The 17086-nt window shown below is 61.8% G+C and carries 16 protein-coding genes; 1 reads left to right on the forward strand and 15 read right to left on the reverse strand.

Features of this window, described 5'->3' with window-relative positions; translation table 11 throughout:
- Nucleotides 1-69: 69 nt before the first annotated feature.
- A complete protein-coding gene (locus tag ACFQL3_RS10475; protein WP_377053992.1) occupies nucleotides 70-1326 on the forward strand; it encodes a Glu/Leu/Phe/Val family dehydrogenase in 1257 nt (418 codons plus the stop codon).
- 73 nt (nucleotides 1327-1399) lie between these two features.
- On the opposite strand, the gene ACFQL3_RS10480 is transcribed toward ACFQL3_RS10475, so the two are convergent.
- The 15 genes from ACFQL3_RS10480 to ACFQL3_RS10550 form a co-directional block, all read right to left on the reverse strand.
- A complete protein-coding gene (locus tag ACFQL3_RS10480; RefSeq protein ID WP_377053994.1) occupies nucleotides 1400-2197 on the reverse strand; it encodes a CBS pair associated ParBc domain-containing protein in 798 nt (265 codons plus the stop codon).
- Nucleotides 2198-2238: 41 nt separating this feature from the next.
- The gene (locus ACFQL3_RS10485) at nucleotides 2239-3747 is read right to left on the reverse strand and encodes a DHHA1 domain-containing protein (protein WP_377053996.1); all 1509 of its coding nucleotides are present in this window, start codon (nucleotides 3745-3747) and stop codon (nucleotides 2239-2241) included.
- A gap of 99 nt (nucleotides 3748-3846) precedes the next feature.
- Complete coding sequence (locus ACFQL3_RS10490) at nucleotides 3847-5349, reverse strand: NADH-quinone oxidoreductase subunit N (protein ID WP_377053998.1); 1503 nt, start codon at nucleotides 5347-5349, stop codon at nucleotides 3847-3849.
- Nucleotides 5349-6890: a complex I subunit 4 family protein gene (locus ACFQL3_RS10495; protein ID WP_377054000.1), complete on the reverse strand. Its 1542-nt coding sequence runs from the start codon at nucleotides 6888-6890 to the stop codon at nucleotides 5349-5351. Before ACFQL3_RS10495 ends, ACFQL3_RS10490 begins: the two co-directional genes overlap by 1 nt.
- Nucleotides 6887-8923 carry an NADH-quinone oxidoreductase subunit L gene (nuoL, locus tag ACFQL3_RS10500; RefSeq protein WP_377054002.1) on the reverse strand — a complete coding sequence of 679 codons (2037 nt, stop codon included), beginning with the start codon at nucleotides 8921-8923 and terminating at the stop codon, nucleotides 6887-6889. The genes ACFQL3_RS10495 and nuoL overlap by 4 nt, the downstream gene beginning before the upstream one ends.
- 3 nt (nucleotides 8924-8926) lie before the next feature.
- Nucleotides 8927-9232: an NADH-quinone oxidoreductase subunit NuoK gene (gene nuoK, locus ACFQL3_RS10505; protein ID WP_377054004.1), complete on the reverse strand. Its 306-nt coding sequence runs from the start codon at nucleotides 9230-9232 to the stop codon at nucleotides 8927-8929.
- Entirely contained in the window at nucleotides 9229-9570 is a 342-nt protein-coding gene (locus ACFQL3_RS10510) for a proton-conducting membrane transporter (protein WP_377054006.1), read from the reverse strand. Before ACFQL3_RS10510 ends, nuoK begins: the two co-directional genes overlap by 4 nt.
- Nucleotides 9571-9599: 29 nt before the next feature.
- Nucleotides 9600-9875, reverse strand: a complete 276-nt coding sequence (locus ACFQL3_RS10515; protein ID WP_377054008.1) for an NADH-quinone oxidoreductase subunit J — start codon at nucleotides 9873-9875, stop codon at nucleotides 9600-9602.
- An 830-nt stretch (nucleotides 9876-10705) separates the two neighbouring features.
- Nucleotides 10706-11167 carry a NuoI/complex I 23 kDa subunit family protein gene (locus ACFQL3_RS10520; RefSeq protein ID WP_377054010.1) on the reverse strand — a complete coding sequence of 154 codons (462 nt, stop codon included), beginning with the start codon at nucleotides 11165-11167 and terminating at the stop codon, nucleotides 10706-10708.
- Complete coding sequence (locus ACFQL3_RS10525; RefSeq protein WP_377054012.1) at nucleotides 11164-12252, reverse strand: complex I subunit 1/NuoH family protein; 1089 nt, start codon at nucleotides 12250-12252, stop codon at nucleotides 11164-11166. The genes ACFQL3_RS10520 and ACFQL3_RS10525 overlap by 4 nt, the downstream gene beginning before the upstream one ends.
- Nucleotides 12249-13931 (reverse strand): NADH-quinone oxidoreductase subunit D, encoded by a 1683-nt coding sequence (locus ACFQL3_RS10530; protein ID WP_377054014.1) that lies wholly within the window; start codon nucleotides 13929-13931, stop codon nucleotides 12249-12251. The genes ACFQL3_RS10525 and ACFQL3_RS10530 overlap by 4 nt, the downstream gene beginning before the upstream one ends.
- A complete protein-coding gene (locus ACFQL3_RS10535) occupies nucleotides 13928-14635 on the reverse strand; it encodes an NADH-quinone oxidoreductase subunit B (protein WP_377054016.1) in 708 nt (235 codons plus the stop codon). Before ACFQL3_RS10535 ends, ACFQL3_RS10530 begins: the two co-directional genes overlap by 4 nt.
- Nucleotides 14632-15039, reverse strand: a complete 408-nt coding sequence (locus ACFQL3_RS10540) for an NADH-quinone oxidoreductase subunit A (protein WP_377054018.1) — start codon at nucleotides 15037-15039, stop codon at nucleotides 14632-14634. The genes ACFQL3_RS10535 and ACFQL3_RS10540 overlap by 4 nt, the downstream gene beginning before the upstream one ends.
- Before the next feature lie 92 nt (nucleotides 15040-15131).
- Nucleotides 15132-15773 (reverse strand): AIR carboxylase family protein, encoded by a 642-nt coding sequence (locus ACFQL3_RS10545; protein ID WP_377054020.1) that lies wholly within the window; start codon nucleotides 15771-15773, stop codon nucleotides 15132-15134.
- Nucleotides 15774-15845: 72 nt separating this feature from the next.
- On the reverse strand, nucleotides 15846-17054 hold the full coding sequence (locus ACFQL3_RS10550; RefSeq protein ID WP_377054022.1) for a 5-(carboxyamino)imidazole ribonucleotide synthase: 1209 nt from the start codon (nucleotides 17052-17054) through the stop codon (nucleotides 15846-15848).
- Nucleotides 17055-17086 lie beyond the last annotated feature (32 nt).

Consider the following 17086-nt stretch of genomic DNA (forward strand, 5'->3'; position numbering starts at 1 on the left):
GTTGTATAATGTCTTACAGTCCCTTGGTATATCGCTACACTTAAACTACCGGTCGGAAAAAACGAGAGTATGTCCGACGGCGTAAATCCATTCGAGAGCCTACAGGAACAGATCGACGACGCTGGAGCGTACGTCGACGTAGAAGACGACGTACTGGCCCGCCTCAAACTACCCGAGCGCGTCCTCGAAACGAACCTCTCCGTCGAGATGGACGATGGGTCCATCGAAATGTTCAGCGCCTTCCGCTCGCAGTTCAACGGGGACCGTGGCCCGTACAAGGGCGGAATCCGCTACCACCCAAACGTTTCGCGGGATGAGGTCAAAGCACTCTCGGGCTGGATGGCCTACAAGTGTGCGACTGTTGGCATTCCACTCGGCGGCGGCAAAGGCGGTATCATAATCGACCCTTCGGAGTATTCCGAGGCCGAACTCGAACGGATCACGCGGTCGTTCGCTCGCGAACTTCGCCCGATGATCGGCCAGGACCGAGATATCCCCGCGCCCGACGTCAACACTGGACAGCGGGAAATGAACTGGATCAAGGACACCTACGAAACCCTGGAGAACACGACCGAACCCGGCGTCATCACGGGTAAAGACATCTCCAGTGGGGGAAGCGAGGGACGCGTCGAGGCCACCGGCCGCTCGACCGTCATCGCGGCCCGAGAGGCGTTCAACCATCTCGACCGAGACATCGAGAACGCGACCGTGGCCGTCCAGGGCTACGGCAACGCCGGCTGGATCGCCGCGAAACTCGTCGACGAGATGGGTGCGACTGTCGTGGCGGCGAGCGACTCCACCGGCGGGATCTACAACGAGGACGGCTTCGACCCCGTCGCTGCGAAAGAACACAAAATCGAGACCGGTAGTGTTGTCGGCTACGCCGATGGGGACGAAGAGATCACGAACGACGAACTGCTCACTCTCGACGTCGACCTGCTGATCCCGGCCGCCCTCGAGAACGCTATCAACGAAGAGCTTGCCCGGAATATCCGGGCGGACGTGATCAGCGAGGCAGCCAACGGGCCAATCACGCCGAAAGGCGACGAGGTGCTCGAGGAAAAAGACGTCATCATCGTACCGGACATCCTCGCGAACGCCGGCGGCGTCACCGTCAGCTACTTCGAGTGGGTCCAGAACCGCCAGCGGTTCTACTGGTCCGAGGAGCGAGTCAACGAACAGCTCGAAGAGATCATCGTCAACTCCTTCGACAATCTCATCGAAGCCTACGAGAAACACGACCTGCCGAGCCTGCGGGTCGCCGCCTACGTCGTCTCCATCCAGCGCGTCGCCAACTCCTTCGAGGAAGGCGGCGTCTGGCCCTGAAGCTAGGTTCGATCGAAAACGATCGCTTCACTCGCGATTTTTCTGCTCTCGACAGCTACTGTCTCTTCCCGTCTTACTGTAGCCGTTCGGTCGTCTCGACGAGCGGATGGCGGGCGTAATCGACGACTTCGATGTCCTCGAGACTCTCGAGTCCGTTGTTCTCGGCCGTCTGTTGCATGCCCAACTCCAGTTCCTGATCGACGACGACGACGTACGCTTCCATCTCTTCGACGCCGAGTTGGCGCGCTGCAAGGACGCGGTGATGGCCGTCTGCAAGCAGATACTCTCCTGCGTTATCGATAACGACGAGAGGCTCTGCCAGCCCACGGTCCAGTTCGTACTGCCGGCCGTCTAATTCGTCGGCGTACACTTTCGACTGTGTCGGCGTCAACCGGTCCAGCGGGACGATCCGCCGTTCCTGGCGTAGCGTCACGTCGTGAATGTTCTCCAGCGTGCGGAGCAGTTTGCCGACCTTCTCCGGCGTTGCGCGCTCTATCTGACTGCGAATCACGTCCGTATTGCTGATGATCCCGACGAGGTTACGAGCGTCGTCGACGACGGGGAGTTTCTGGATCCCGGACCGAAGGATGACGCGGGCCGCGTCGTTCACCTTCATCTCCGGATGTGCGACCACCAGATCCGACGTCATCACTTTAAAAATCGGCTCCGACTCGTCGGCCAACAGGAGGTCGCGTGCAGTGACGAACCCCTCGACTCGGCGGCGCTCACAGACGGGAAATCCGTTGTGGCCGTCGGTTTCGGCTATCTTGCGAGCGACCTCGGCGACGGTAGCGTCCGGGGCTACCGTCACCACCTCCTGGGTCATGTACTCGTTCACTCGCGCCGTCGCACTGACCCCGCTCACATCCATACCCACATCTCGAGTCGCTGTGGGGAAAAGCTATTTCGTTCCTATCCTTCGTCCGTCGCTGTCGACCGATCGCCGGACAGCATCGGGAACTCGAACTCAGTGACTTCCGAGACGTACTCGTCCGGCAGTTCGAAGGGCCGTTCGCGCAACGCCTCGAAGAACCGATCCCTGACGACGTCTTCGACGGCCGACTGCACTGTCTCTCCGGTATCGTCAACCGTGCCGAGTACGTCAAGCGGGATCTGTGCGCCCGCCATATCCGAGTGGCCGCCACCGCTCCCGATACGGTTGAATGCCAGCCGTAACGTCTCTCCGAGGTCGAGCCCTGCACCCCGTGAGCGCGCGGAGACGTAGACCGTGTCATCGAGCACACCGAACACCAGCGTGGTCGAGACGTCTTCCATCGCTAGTAGCTGATCGGCCGCCTGCGCGAGCGAGTCCCGCTCGTTGATCTCGCCAGCGCTCGTCGTGAGTATCGAGCCGTCTAGCTGTCGGTTCTCGATCGCTCGGGCGACCGTCTCAAGCGTCTCGGCCGAGATGTTGGGGGACTCGATTCGTTCGAGCAGCGAGATGTCCGCGTACTCGACCAGTTCACTCGCGGCCTCGAAGTCGAACTCCGACGCCTCCCGCTCGAAGTCGTCCGTATCGATCCGGATGCCATAGAGGAGGGCGCTGGCGACGGTCTCGTCGAGTTCGATGTCGAACCGCGAGAAGTAATCGGCCAGTAGCGTAGATGTCGCTCCGACCTCGCTCCGGATGTCGACGAAGCGGCCGCCGACTGGGCCTCGAGGTGGATGGTGATCGATGACTACATCGACCGCCAGCCCTTTCGGTAGCCGATCGTTGACGCCGGGTCTGCTGTGATCGACGAGTGCGAAGCCCGAAAACTCGCCCAGTTCGTCCGGATCTTCCGGATCGAGTTGGCGAAGGTCGAGATCCAGCAGGTTCATCATCGCCTTGTTCTCCTGATGGGTGATATCGCCGTAGTGGCAGGGAACCGCGTCGACGCCGAGACTCTCTGCAAGCTGTGCGAGTGCCACGGCGCTCCCGATGGCGTCCGGGTCAGGGTTGTCGTGGGCAACGACGGCGACCGTTCCGTCGACCGAGGTAAGCGTCTGTCGGAGTCGGCGGGTCCGGGTCGCTCCCTTCCCGGTGACGAATCCGAGGACGTGATCAGCGATTTCGGCACTCGGTTCGATCAACTGGTCGACCCGTTCACGTAGCGTCGATAAACTGTTTTCGGAGGGGTACTCCCCGGGGTATGCGAGGACGAAGGCATCCGGATACACGTCGCGGACGGTGACGGCCATCGCCGCGTTTCGCTCCGCGTCGTCGTCGGCGAGTACCACGATATCGGCTGACGGGGCGGCCTCCGCCAGCAGTTCCGGGTCTGTCGGGTCGCCGTCCGTCACGGTCCGGTTGGGCCCACGAAGTGCATCGATGCGGCCGGAATCGTCTGTGATGACGGTCAGGCCGCCCTGTTCCCCGGCGATGCGACTGGCCAGCGTCTGGCCAACCGCCCCACAGCCTAGCATCAGCCGGGAGGTCATAGATTCACCTATTAATCCAGTAAGGTAAAAGCTACCGTCTTCTTGCCATGCAAACAACGTCAGACAACTGGCATCCAATAGAAAGAAAGGGAACGGTGATTACGCCAGCAGCGCCGCCGCCGCGTTGACCGCAATGTCGGCAACGGGGCCGAACGCGCCAAGCAGTCCCACCGTCACGACTGCAGCACCGACGACGGCAACGTACATCCCCATCGGGGCGTCGGGGATGGCAAGGTCGTCAGCCGGTTCCTCGATCCACATCGCTTTCAGCAGTTTCGAGTAGTAGTACAGCGACAGCGCGCTGGCACCGGCACCGACCGCTGCGAGCCAGACGAAGCCGTTGTTCACTGCACCCGCGAACAGGACGTACTTGCTCCAGAAGCCCCCGCCGAGCGGCAGGCCGGCGAGGTTGATCAGGAACACCGACATCGCGACGGAGGCGATCGGTGCCTGCGTCGCGAGGCCGTTGAAGTCCTCGAAGTCGCGGCCGATCTCCCAGCGTTCGGTCATCGCCAGGAACAGGAACGCGCCCGTGTTCATGAAGCCGTAGACCAGCAGATGCAACATTGCACCGCCGAGCACGAGTTCGTTCGCGCCGCCGGTGCTGGATAGTGCGGCCAGTCCGATGAGCGCGTAGCCGGCGTGACCGACCGACGAGTACGCCAGCATCCGCTTGACTTTGGTCTGGACCGCGGCCGCGAGATTACCGAGCACCATCGTCAGCACCGCGAGCACCTGGAAGACGACGATCCATTCGACGTTCAGGTTGGCCATCGTCGCAACCGGGAACGCGTCGACGAAGATCCGGAACGCGATCACGAACCCGGCCGCTTTCGAGGCCGAAGAGAGGAACGCGCTGATCGGTGCGGGCGCACCCTCGTAGGCCTCCGGCGCCCAGTAGTGGAACGGGACGGAGGCAGTCTTGTACGCGACGCCAGCGACCATCAGCAGGATCCCGATTCCGAGGATCCCCTGATCGAGGACGGTATCGAGCGAGCCCGCGATTTCGGGGATCAACAGCGATCCGGTCGCGGCGTAGACGAGACTGATCCCGTAGAGGAACACCGCCGAGGAGACCGCGCCGATCAGGAAGTACTTCAGACCGGCTTCGACGCTTCCACGGTTGTGCTTGAGATACGCGACGAGCGCGTACGAGGGCAGGCTGGCGAGTTCGAACGCGATGAACACTGTCACCAGGCTGTTTGCCGACGCCATCGTGAGCATCCCGGTCGCGGCCAGTAACACCAGCGAGTAGTACTCCCCGCGGTGGGCCATCTCGTCCACGTAATCGTAGCTCGCGATCAGCACGAGCGAGGTGACACTGAGCACCACGAACGTGATGAACAGCGCCATCTCGTCGACGACGAGTGCGGAATCGAACAGCAGGAACGGCGTCTCGCCCACGCCTTCGAGCAGATACCACACGGAGAAGGCAAGCGAGATCACTGTCCCGCCGACCGCCGTCCCCGCGATCAGTTCGTGGGCCGTCGTTTCGGTGTCGATGCTATCCACCAGGAACAGGAGCAGCGCCGTTCCGGCGAGGATCAACACTGGGGCGAGCGCTCGGTAGGTCGTAATGTCGAGCACACCGAATTCAGCCATCAGATACCACCTCCGGGGAGGATCGGACTGATCGCATCGGTAATCATCTCGAAGATCAGTTCCGGCGAGACGCCAAGCAGGATGATCAATCCGAGGAGGACGAACAACGGCAAGACGTCGTGCAGCGGCGCACGCCCGACCTCGTAGTCAGTATCGAGCTGGTACGGACCGAACAGGGTGCGCTGCATGGCGTAGAGCAGGTAGCCAGCGACGATGACGATACCGAACATCGCCAGCCCGGTGAACACCGGTGCGAGGCTACCGATAGCGTCGACCGCCCCGAAGGAGCCGAGGAAGATGAAGAACTCGCCCGCAAAGCCGCTCATCAGCGGGAGCCCCATGTAGCCGAAGGCACCGGCGATGAAGATGCCGACGACGACCGGCATCTTGTCTGCCATGCCGGACATGTCGGTGACCATCCGCGTGTGAGTGGCGTTGTAGATCACGCCGACCGTCATGAACATCAGCCCGGAGATCAGGCCGTGGCTGATCATCTGGAACGTCGCGCCACCGACCCCGTAGACGGTGTACGCGATCAGACCGAGGATCACGTAGCCCATCGAGGAGACAGACGAATATGCGACGATCCGTTTGAGGTCCTGTTGGGCGAGCGCGAGCATCGCACCATAGATCACTGAGACGACCGCGAAGACGGCGATCAGCACCGCAAAGTCCCTTGCAACGTCGGGCAGCATCGTGAAGTTGAACCGGAGCAGGGCGTAGGTGCCCATCTTCAGCAGGACGCCTGCCAGCAGCACCGACACCGGCGTCGGCGCTTCGACGTGAGCGTCCGGCAGCCACGTGTGGACCGGTACGATTGGCACCTTCACCGCGAAGCCAGCGAACATGGCGAAGAAGGCGAATATCTTCAGGGTGCTCGCATCGATCCACGGCGCAGCATCGGGTTCAGCGCCCTCCAACACCAGAGCCTGTGCCGTATCAGCCAGGTTGAACGTGTCCAGTCCGAGACCGAACACGAGTGCAACGAAGCCGATGAACATCACCAGCGACGCGACGTTCGTGTAGACGAACATCTTGATCGCGGCGTACTTCCGGCGGGAACCGCCCCAGACGCCGATGAGGAAGTACATCGGGATCAGCACGGCCTCCCAGAAGACGAACCACAGGAAGAAATCGAGCGCGGAGAAGACGCCGATCAGCGCCGCTTCCAGGAACAGGACGAGCCCGTAGAACTGGGACTGGCGCTCGGTGATAGGCGTCCACGCACTGACAATTGCCAGCGTCGTTAGAATCGTCGTCAGAGCGACCAGCGGCAGGCTAATACCGTCTAGCCCGACGTGCCAGTCGATCGTGTAGAGGCCGCCCAGTTCGATCCACGTTTCACGCGTGTAGAACGCTATCTCCGCGGGATCGGCCAGCAGGGCGTTTCCGCTACCATCGAACGCACTGTACATCCAGACGCCCCCGACGACCGAGAGCAGACTGATTCCGAAGGCCAGTTTGCCGGCGTACTTGTTCGGGGACGCGAGTACGACCAGCGAACCGACCAGACATAGCGCGATGAGCGCTTCGATCATCATAGTAACCACCCTCCATACAGGCCGAATCCAACGAGAAGCAAGACCAGTGCGATCCCGAGCATCGCGGCATAATCGGTGACTGCGCCGGTCTGGATCCGGCGGAGTCGGTCACCGCTAAAGAGGCTCACACTGCCCGAGCCGTTGACGACGCCGTCGACGACGCTCTGGTCGAAGGTGTTTGCGGCGCGAGCGATAGGCATCGTGACGCGCTCGGCGAGTGCGACCTGGAACTCGTCGAGGTAGTAGTTGCTGTACAGTACATCGCGGACAGAGCCGAGGTTCTCGACGTGTGGCTCGGGGCGCGGGACGTTGTACAGGTAGTACGCGAGGCCAGCGCCAGCAAGTGCAAGTCCGAGCGCGAGGGCGCCGGCGATCAGCACGGTCGTTCCCTCGGACCCGGCGATGTACTCGTAGCCGAGGCCCGCCGTGTCGGTGTACTGGTGGTAGGTCAGGGCGTCGTAGCCACCGTACTCGCCGTCGAGCCAGTCGGTCAGGAGCGTCGCATTGCCGATCCCGGTTAGCTTTTCGACCGGGGCAAGGTTCGCCACGCCGGCCACCGTCGCGAGCGCGCCGAGCGTGATCAGCGGGACCTTGACTGCCCAACCGACCGAGTGGGGATCCCTGGCCGCTTCGGAGCGCGGTTCACCGTGGAACGTGAGAAAGACCATCCGGAAGGTGTAGAAGCCGGTGAAGAAGACGGCTGTTAACCCCATCGCGTATGCCATGAGGAACACCGGATCGTCGAGTCCCAGAATGATCGCGTCGAAGAGGATTTCGTCTTTCGACCAGAAGCCCGAGAACGGGATGATTCCTGCAAGCGCGAGCGCGCCCGCGAGGAACGTGTAGTAGACGACAGGCGCTTTGTCCTTCAGACCGCCCATCTTCCACATATCCTGTTCGTGGTGCATCAGGATGATGACCGCACCGGCACCCAGGAACAGGAGCGCTTTGAAGAACGCGTGGTTCATCAGGTGGAAGACGCCGGCGACGTAGCCGCCGACGCCCAGACCGAGCATCATGTAGCCGTACTGGCTGATCGTCGAGTACGCCAGTACCTGCTTGACGTCGTTTTTCACACTCCCCATCGTCGCCGCGAAGAGTGCAGTAAAGCCACCGACAAAGGCGATGATCCCCAGTGCGGTCGGGCTAAGCGCGTAGAACGCGAACATCCGCGCGACGAGATAGACGCCGGCCGCGACCATCGTCGCTGCGTGGATGAGCGCCGAGACCGTCGTCGGACCTTCCATCGCGTCGGGAAGCCAGGTGTGTAGCGGGAACTGTGCGGACTTGCCGATCACGCCGCCCAGAACGAGCAGACCGAGGCCCGTGATCCACTGCTGTGCGCTCACAGCATCAGGGATCCACAGGGCGGCGCTTGAATCGGAGAGAGACGATTCGGCCACCGCGGCGAACGACTCCGTGCCGCCTACGGACGCGAACTGCGCCGTCCCGAAGGTGGCGAGGATGCCGACGACGCCGATGAGGAAGAAGTAGTCACCGAATCGCGTCACCAGGAACGCCTTCTTTGCGGCGCTCGCTGCACTGTCGGTGCGGAACCAGAAGCCGATCAGCAGATACGAACAGAGGCCAACGAGTTCGAAGAACATGAAGGCCATCAGCAGATTGTCCGCGTAGACGAACGCGAGCATACTGAACGTAAAGAGACCGAGTTCGGCGTAGTAGCGCGGCAGGCCGGTCTCGCCCTCGGCGTTCATATACCCGAGACTGAAGATATGGACGAGGAAGGCGACCAGCGAGACTATCACGAGCATCAGGGACGACAGGGGATCGATTAGGATCCCGAAGCTCAGATCGATCGGCGCGGAGTCGGTCCACATCCAGTAGGTGTGCTGGTACTCGCTACCGCCCGCGACAGCGATGACCGCCAGCACCGAGAGGACAAGCGAACCACCGGTCGCGACGATGCCGCCGATCGCCCCCTTCTTCGGCATATACTTGCCCGCGACGAGCGCGAGCAGGAACGATACGAACGGCAGCAGCGCAATCGCCGGTGAGATTTCGAATATCGCCATCTGTTACCACCTCATTGTCGTTGCGTTCTCGACGTCCACGTCGCCGTAGTTCCGCACCAGTACCAGAATGATACCGATACCGATCGCCACCTCTGCGGCCGCCAGACCGATGGTGAACAGGGCGAACACCTGTCCGGTGACGTTACCGTAAAAGAACGAGAACGCGACCAGATTGATGTTCGCGGCGTTCAACATTAGTTCGACGGAGACGAGGAACATGATGGCGTTCCGGCGCGTCAGAACGCCGAACAGGCCAATACAGAACATTCCTGCCGAGAGGAGCAGATAGAGCTCTGTCCCAACGGTCATTCGTCGTCACCCCCCTGCATGTCGCCACCGTCAGCCCGCACGCCAGTTTCGTCGCCCTCCTCGCGCCGCGCGAGCATGATCGATCCGTCAAGTGCCGCGTCGAGCGCGAGTGCGATGATGATGAACGCGGCGAGGAAGCCCTCGGTCGGGATCGTTCCCTCAACGTTCGCAATGTCGAGTAGCGCGAAACCCAGACTCTCCATCACTGATGCGTCGCCGAACCCGGCCGGGTCGCCGATCGACGCCGTGAGAAACACCGACGCCATCACACCGAAGAGCGCGATGGCGATCACACCCGGCAGTAGATGTCTGCCCAGGCGAAGCCGCGGTCTACTCATCGGTACCCCCCATGAAGAAGCGACGTGATTCAGCTACCATACTGAACCACCTCCTCGGGTGTTTCGCCGCCACGTGTCAGCATCACGCCGAACGTGATGAGGACCAGAACCCCGCCAATGTAGACGAGAATCTGGATCACTGCAAGGAACTCCGCTTGCAGCATCACGTAGTGCGCCGCGACGCTGGTCAGCGCGACGCCGAGCAGTAGTGCGGCGTGCCAGACATCCCGCACCAGCACGGCCCCGGCGCTGCTCGCAAGCGTAACGAATGCAAACAGCGCAAACGCGATGTGTTCAAGTGCCATTAGTATCTCCTCGTTGTGGATACCCTTTGAAGATTTCGAGACTGTTCCGTCAAAACGGCGGATTTGACCGCGTTCCTAGATCCACACACCCGTAGATAGCCGCATGCTATCACAAAATACCCCGTGCAGAACAATTCGTCCCAGAAATTGGATATAATGGCGCGGTTCGGTCCGTCACGAAATCGCTCGCGAACCGCTCCTCGAAAAATCTGGGCCAAAAAGGCCGCCCGCTCACGTCGTTCGCGGCCGGTACAACGAGTTACTGGTAGTCCGCTTCGCCTTCACCCTCGGGCCGCCACCTTTTTCGCTTCGGGATGGCTTCGCTGTGCTCAGCCACCACTCACCGAAAAATCTGGGCCAAAAAGGCCGCCCGCTCACTCCGTTCGCGGTCGGTACAACGATTTACTGGTAGTCCGCTTCGCCTTCGCCCTCGGGCCGCCACCTTTTTCTCTTCGGGATGGCTTCGCTGTGCTCAGCCACCACTCACCGAAAAATCTGGGCCAAAAAGGCCGCCCGCTCACGTCGTTCGCGGCCGGTACAACGAGTTACTGGTAGTCCGCTTCGCCTTCGCCCTCGGGCCGCCACCTTTTTCTCTTCGGGATGGCTTCGCTGTGCTCAGCCACCACTCACCGAAAAATCTGGGCCAAAAAGGCCGCCCGCTCACGTCGTTCGCGGCCGGTACAACGAGTTACTGGTAGTCCGCTTCGCCTTCGCCCTCGGGCCGCCACCTTTTTCTCTTCGGGATGGCTTCGCTGTGCTCAGCCACCACTCACCGAAAAATCTGGGCCAAAAGGCCGCCCGCTCACGTCGTTCGCGGCCGGTACAACGAGTTACTGGTAGTCCGCTTCGCCTTCGCCCTCGCCGATCCACGCATCACGGTCGGGTTCGCGCGAGTTGAGCGGATCGATGTCCTTGTACCACGGGACGGACTTCAACTGCTCCTTGTTGTAGACGAGGTCGTCTTTCGTGTCGCCGGTGAACTCGAAGTTCTGGGTCAGCAGGATGGCGTCGACGGGGCAGACCTCCTCGCAGAGTCGGCAGTAGATACACTGACCGATGTGGAGGTTGTACTGCTCGCCGTTGCGCTTGTCGTCGGTGACGATCTGGATCGTGTCGTTCGGGCAGACGTTCTCGCACTGCCGACACCAGATGCACCGCTCCTGACTGAACTTGTGAACGCCGCGGAATCGCGGACTCACTTCCGGCGCTTCGTCGGGATACTCGACGGTGAACGTGTTGCCGTCGAGAGCGTGTTTCATCGTCGTCGCCATCGATTTCATGATTCCGATCATACTGTTAGCACCCCCACGATCACTGCCGTGAGGATCAGGTTCGCGAAGGAAAGGACCAGTAGTCCCTTCCAGCCGATTTCGATAAGTTGGTCGATCCGCACTCGCGGGATCGCCGAGCGGGCCCACTGCGTGAACAGGAACACCGCCCACATCTTGATGATCATCCAGAGGAGCCCCGGTAGTACCGGACCGGATGCCCCACCAAGGAAGACTACGGCGATGATCGCACCGCCGAGGAAGATGTGCAGGAACTCACCGAGATAGATCAATACGAAGTAGACCGAAGAGTACTCAGTCTGGTATCCCGCGACGATCTCGGTCGGGGCTTCGGGCGTATCGAACGGGTTCCGGCCGACTTCGGCGAGGTTCGCCGTGAGGAACAGGACGAACGCAAAGGGGTTCACGAATGCGAACCACGTCGGGATCGCCACGCCGGCGACCGTCACGAGCGTCTCCTGTTGTGCGGCGACGATTTCGGAAAGCTGGAGTGTGCCTGCGAAGATCACGACCGACATCGCGGTGACGATCAGTGGGATCTCGTAGGCGAGGTTCTGCGCGACCGCGCGCAGACCGCCCAGCATCGAGTATTTGTTGTCCGACGCGTAGCCACACATCACCAGTCCGAGACTGGCGATGGACGCCACGGCGAACACGTAGACCAGCCCGATCTCCGGATCTGCAAGCTGGAAGTTGAGCGGGCCGAGCGAGCCGAGCGGGATCACGGCGAACCCACCCAGTGCGGAGAGAACGACCAGCAGCGGGCCGATGTCGTAGGCTGGCCGGTCAGCGCCCTCCGGGATAATGAGCTCTTTCGATAGCAGGCGGACTGCGTCGGCGATGATAATGAACAGCCCGAACGGGCCCACACGGTTGACCGCGATCCGGTCCGTGAACGCGGCGGTGATCTTCCGCTTTGCCCACGGGCCTGCGAGCGCGGCGTTAGTCAGCATGATCGTCGCGACCAGTGCCGCGGCGATCAGCGCGCCGACGAAGTCGCCGGCGATTCCCAGCGCGTCGAGACCCAGCAGGTCCGCGAGCTGGTCGGGCATCAACGAGACTTCAGTCTGCAGTGGTCCCGATATCATCGGTCCACCTCGCCGAGCACGATGTCGAGGCTACCGAGCGTGGCGACGAGGTCGGCAATGTAGCCCCCTTCGGACATCTCCGGTAGCGGCTGCAGGTTGGAGAAACACGGGCTACGGATCTTGAACCGTCCCGGCTTGTCTGTGCCGTCCGCACGGATGTAGATGCCGAGTTCGCCCTTCGCACCTTCGACGGACCGGTAGATTTCGGTATCAGCGTCCGGCTTGAGGGTGCGCGGGACGTTGCTCTGGATCGTGCGGTCCTCCTCGGGCCAGTCCTCGAGCAGGTCGACACACTGGTCGATGATCTTTGCGGACTCCTCGACTTCCTGCATCCGGACGAGCAGGCGCGAGAAGTTGTCACAGCCGTCTTCGGTAACGACGTCCCAGTCGAGTTCGTCGTAGTATCCGTAGGGGTCGTCACGACGGATGTCGTAGTCGACGCCGGAGCCACGAGCGACGGGGCCAGTTGCCCCGTACTGCTTTGCGACGTCGTGGTTAAGGACGCCAGTATCGATCGTTCGAGCCTGTAGGACCTCGTTATTGGTCAGCAGGTTGTGATACTCCGCGACGGATTCGGGCAGGTCGTCGAGGAAGTCCCGCGTCTTCTCGAAGAACTCCTCGCGGGGTTCGGGCAGATCCCATGCGACCCCACCCAGCCGGAAGTAGTTGAACATCAGTCGCTGGCCGGTCAGGTCCTCGAGCAGGTTCTGCACTCGCTCGCGGTCCTGGATCGCGTACATGAACGTCGCCGTGAAGTCGCCGTTGATGTCCAGAGCGAACGTCGCCAGCGCGAGCATATGTGAGGCGATCCGGCACATCTCCGCACCCATCGTGCGGATGATCTGTGCATACTCCGGGACGTCGAGATCAGCCAGATCCTCTGCCGCGCGGGCATACGCCCACTCGTTGAGCAGACCGGCCGAGATGTAGTCCCAGCGGTCGGGATACGGCATGATCTGGTGGCGATAGGTTCCCTGCTCGCACATCTGCTCCTCGCAGCGATGGAGATAGCCAATGTCGGGTTCGACGTCGGCGACCTGTTCGCCGTCGAGGACCGTCTTCAGGTGCAACACACCGTGGGTCGCTGGGTGGTGCGGACCGATGTTGAGAAACATCGTGTCCGACTGCTCCTCGTTACCGCGGTGGTCGTCCTGTAGCGGGTTGGCGTGTTCGGTCAGCGAGACGATCTGTGGTCGGTCCTGATCATACTCGTTGCGGAGGGGATGCCCCTGCCAGGTTTCGGGAAGGAGAATACGTCGGAGATCCGGGTGCCCCTCGTACTCGATTCCCATGAGGTCGTAGGCTTCGCGCTCGTGCCACTCCGCGGTCCGGTAAACTGGTTCCGCGCTCTGGCTCACCGGGTTGTCAGTAGTGGTCGGGACGACGACGCTGACCTCCTGCGTGGGGTCCTCGTACTTTTTGAGGTGGTAGATCGACTCGAAACGGTCCTCGTACTGCTGTGAGGTGACACACGAGAGATGATCGAACTCCGCTTCGTCGCGGAGTCGGAAGAGCGCTTCCTGCACCTCGTCGGGGCGGATGACGAAGCCCTCGGCGTTGATATGTTCCTCGCGGTCGAGGACGAGGTCGCCGAGTAGCGCCTCGATTTCGTCGTAGTCGACCTCGCCGGACTCGTCGACGCCGATGTCGGCCGGTACGGGTTTTTCCTGTTTGCTCATGGCGAATCAGCCCAGTTGTACCGCATGACGAGATCTTCCTCGTCGATCTGGTCTGCCAGTTTGTCGACGACCTCGTCTTGTTCGAGGTCGTTGAACTGCTGGAGTTCGTACGGTTTGACCGTCACCGGTGCGGTCTCCCCGTTGGCGACGCGCTCCTGGAGTTTGACAACGCCGTAGACGAGCGCTTCTGGACGGGGAGGACAGCCGGGGATATGGATGTCTACCGGGATGACCTCCTCGGCTCCCTTGACGACGTTGTAGCCTTCCTGGAACGGACCGCCGGAGATCGTACACGAACCCATCCCGACGACGAACTTCGGCTCCGGCATCTGGTCGTAGACGCGCTTCATCCGCGGGGCGAACTTGGAGACGATCGTCCCGGGAACGATGATCACGTCGGCCTGGCGCGGCGACGCCCGGGGTACGCCCGAGCCAAAGCGGTCCAGGTCGTGTTTGACCGCGTAGGTGTGCATCATCTCGATGCTACAACACGCGATCCCGAACTGCAGCATGAACATAGAGGAGCCGCGGACCCAGTTCATGAAACTATCGAACTTCGTAAGGATGAACGGTGACGCACCGAACGCCTCTCGGAGCTTCGAGTTGAACCGGTCGTCGGCACCGGGACCGGATCTTGACTCGCGCGTGTCTGTTATCGGGGCTGTGCTTTCCGTAATCGCATCCCGTGGATTGTCACTACTCATTGTTCTATCCGTTTGGTCCGTTCTTGTACGCGGGAACTGCGTGCCCACTCAACTACGCCACTGCGCCACGCCCACGCGAGTCCGACGACGAGGATGCCGACGAACACGAGCATCGGAGCCAGGGCTGCCCCTAGCCCGACCAGTCCGATCGCATCCGTGTACACAACAGCCCAGGGGAAGATGAGCACGGTCTCGACGTCGAAGACGACAAACAGGAGTGCGACCATGTAGTACTGGATGTTGAACCGGATGCGCGTCCCGCCGGTCGGCACCTCACCGCTCTCGTAGGTGGCGCGCTTACTGTCTTCTGGCACGCTGGGTCGGAGCAACCACGACGCCGCCATCATCGCTAGCGGGATCACGATTGCAACCAACGCCAACGCGCCAACTGCGATCCATGACATACCGTATTCTCCGTAACGTGCGAGAGTTGGGAACCCACCCATATAAGGGTTGATTCTTGCGATTCTACCGTCATGACGGCCGTCTCGGGGGCCTATTCCTCGCGGTTACGAAATCCGGGTGTGCCGAGTTCGTGGAGGTCAGTGGAGACGTCGCCGACTGCTGCCTGTAGCTCCTCGTGATACTCTATCAGGCGCTCGCGCAGTTCCTCGTGCTCGCGGGCGAGGATCTGCGTTGCCGACAGCGCGGCGTTGAACGACTTCCCCGCGTCGACAGCTACCAGCGGCGCGCCGGTGGGCATCCCGATCACCGAGTCGACCGACTTCTCCTGGACTGGGACGCCGATGACAGGAAGCGGGTAGGCGATCGACGCCGTCATGTTCGGCAGGTCAGCGGATTTCCCGCCCGCACCCGCGATGATGACCTCGATGCCGCGATCCGCGGCCGTCTCGGCATACGCGTACATCAACTCGGGCGTTCGGTGGGCGGAGACGACGAAGGTCTCGAACGTGAAGCGGCTCTCTGGCGGGTTCTCGAAATCGGTCTGCTCCTCGAAGCCAAGTTCCTCTACGAAGGCGTCGTACGCCCCCGCTCGCCCCTCCTCGCTGCCGGCCATCACGTCGAGGTCGGAATCGCTTCCCATGACAATCCCGATATCCGGCGTTGTCTCCGGGTCGCGGTCCTGTGTCGCCTGTGCCTCTAACTGCTCGATTAGCTTCTCGACTTGGTCTACCATTAGGTATATCGACGCAGGAGGGTCCAATGTGTGTTTTGGAACGGTCCGTAGGGATACCGGGAGGAACTGCCGTCAGTCGTCGGTGAACGTCACCGCATCTCGGAGTTCTCGCGCGCGAACCAGTAGCGTGTCGAGGTCGTCGTCCGGACCGGTCAGCGTAATGTGGCCCATCTTCCGGAGCGGCCGAACGTCCCGCTTGCCGTACCAGTGCAGCGCCGCCCGCGGCGTCGATAACACTTCGTCGAGCTCCCGTAACTCGGCTGGCTGTGTTTTCTCGACATCGCCGAGGATGTTCGTCATCACCGTGGGATCGCGCTGTTCGGTCGATCCGAGCGGTCGCCCGGTGACCGCCCGGACGTGCTGTTCGAACTGCGAGGCGACCGCGCCCTCGATGGTCCAGTGCCCCGAGTTGTGCGGTCGTGGCGCGATTTCGTTGACGAGAATATCGCCGTCTCGCGCGCTATCACCGCTCGACGCTTCCGAACCGGCATCCTGCTCGCTCGTCTCGAACAGTTCGATGCCGTAGACCCCCCGGCCATCCATCAGGTCGAGAACGTCACGGGCGACTGACCGTGCCTGCTCCAGGACGTCCTCGGACGCGCGGGCGGGGACGACCGTCTCGCGAAGGATCTCTTCGCGGTGGATGTTCTCACCGGTCGTGAACGTCGAGATACCGTCCTCACCTTTGACGCCGATCACGGAGAGTTCGCGCTCGAACTCGACAAACTCCTCGACCATTGCCGACCCGCCCACGGAATCGAGGACTGCTTCTGCCTCGTCCGGTGATTCGATCGGTGCGTTGCCACGGCCATCGTAGCCCCCCTCGCGAGCCTTGACCATCGCTGGCGTGCCGAACTCGTCGAGTGCGTTCCGTAGCTCCGCGGCATCGTCGACCGCGCGATACTCGGGGACTGGGATGCCTGCGTCGGCCAGCGCGTCTTTCTGCCCAAGCTTGTCCTGGATCATCCGGAGCGTCTCCGGGGAGGGATGGACCGGCACGTCGAAGTCCGACTTGACGCGTTCGAGCAGGTCGGGGTCGGCCAGTTCGATCTCGAAGGTGAGGAAGTCAGCGCGTTCGGCCAGTTCTCGGACTGTCTCCTCGTCGTCGAAGCCCCCGACGATTTGATCTTTCACGACGGGTGACGCTGGGCAGTCCGGCGTCGGATCGAGGACGACTACCTCGATACCGAGCGGTCCGGCCGCCTCGCCGAGCATTCTACCGAGTTGTCCCCCTCCCACGACCCCTACGGTCGGGCCGGGCGTCGAAAGCGGTGGTGTCATCTTGCTCGTCGATTCTGCTCGCCGGAGGTTAA

The organism is Natronoarchaeum sp. GCM10025321 (assembly GCF_042663585.1).
In the GTDB taxonomy this organism is placed as follows: domain Archaea; phylum Halobacteriota; class Halobacteria; order Halobacteriales; family Natronoarchaeaceae; genus Natranaeroarchaeum.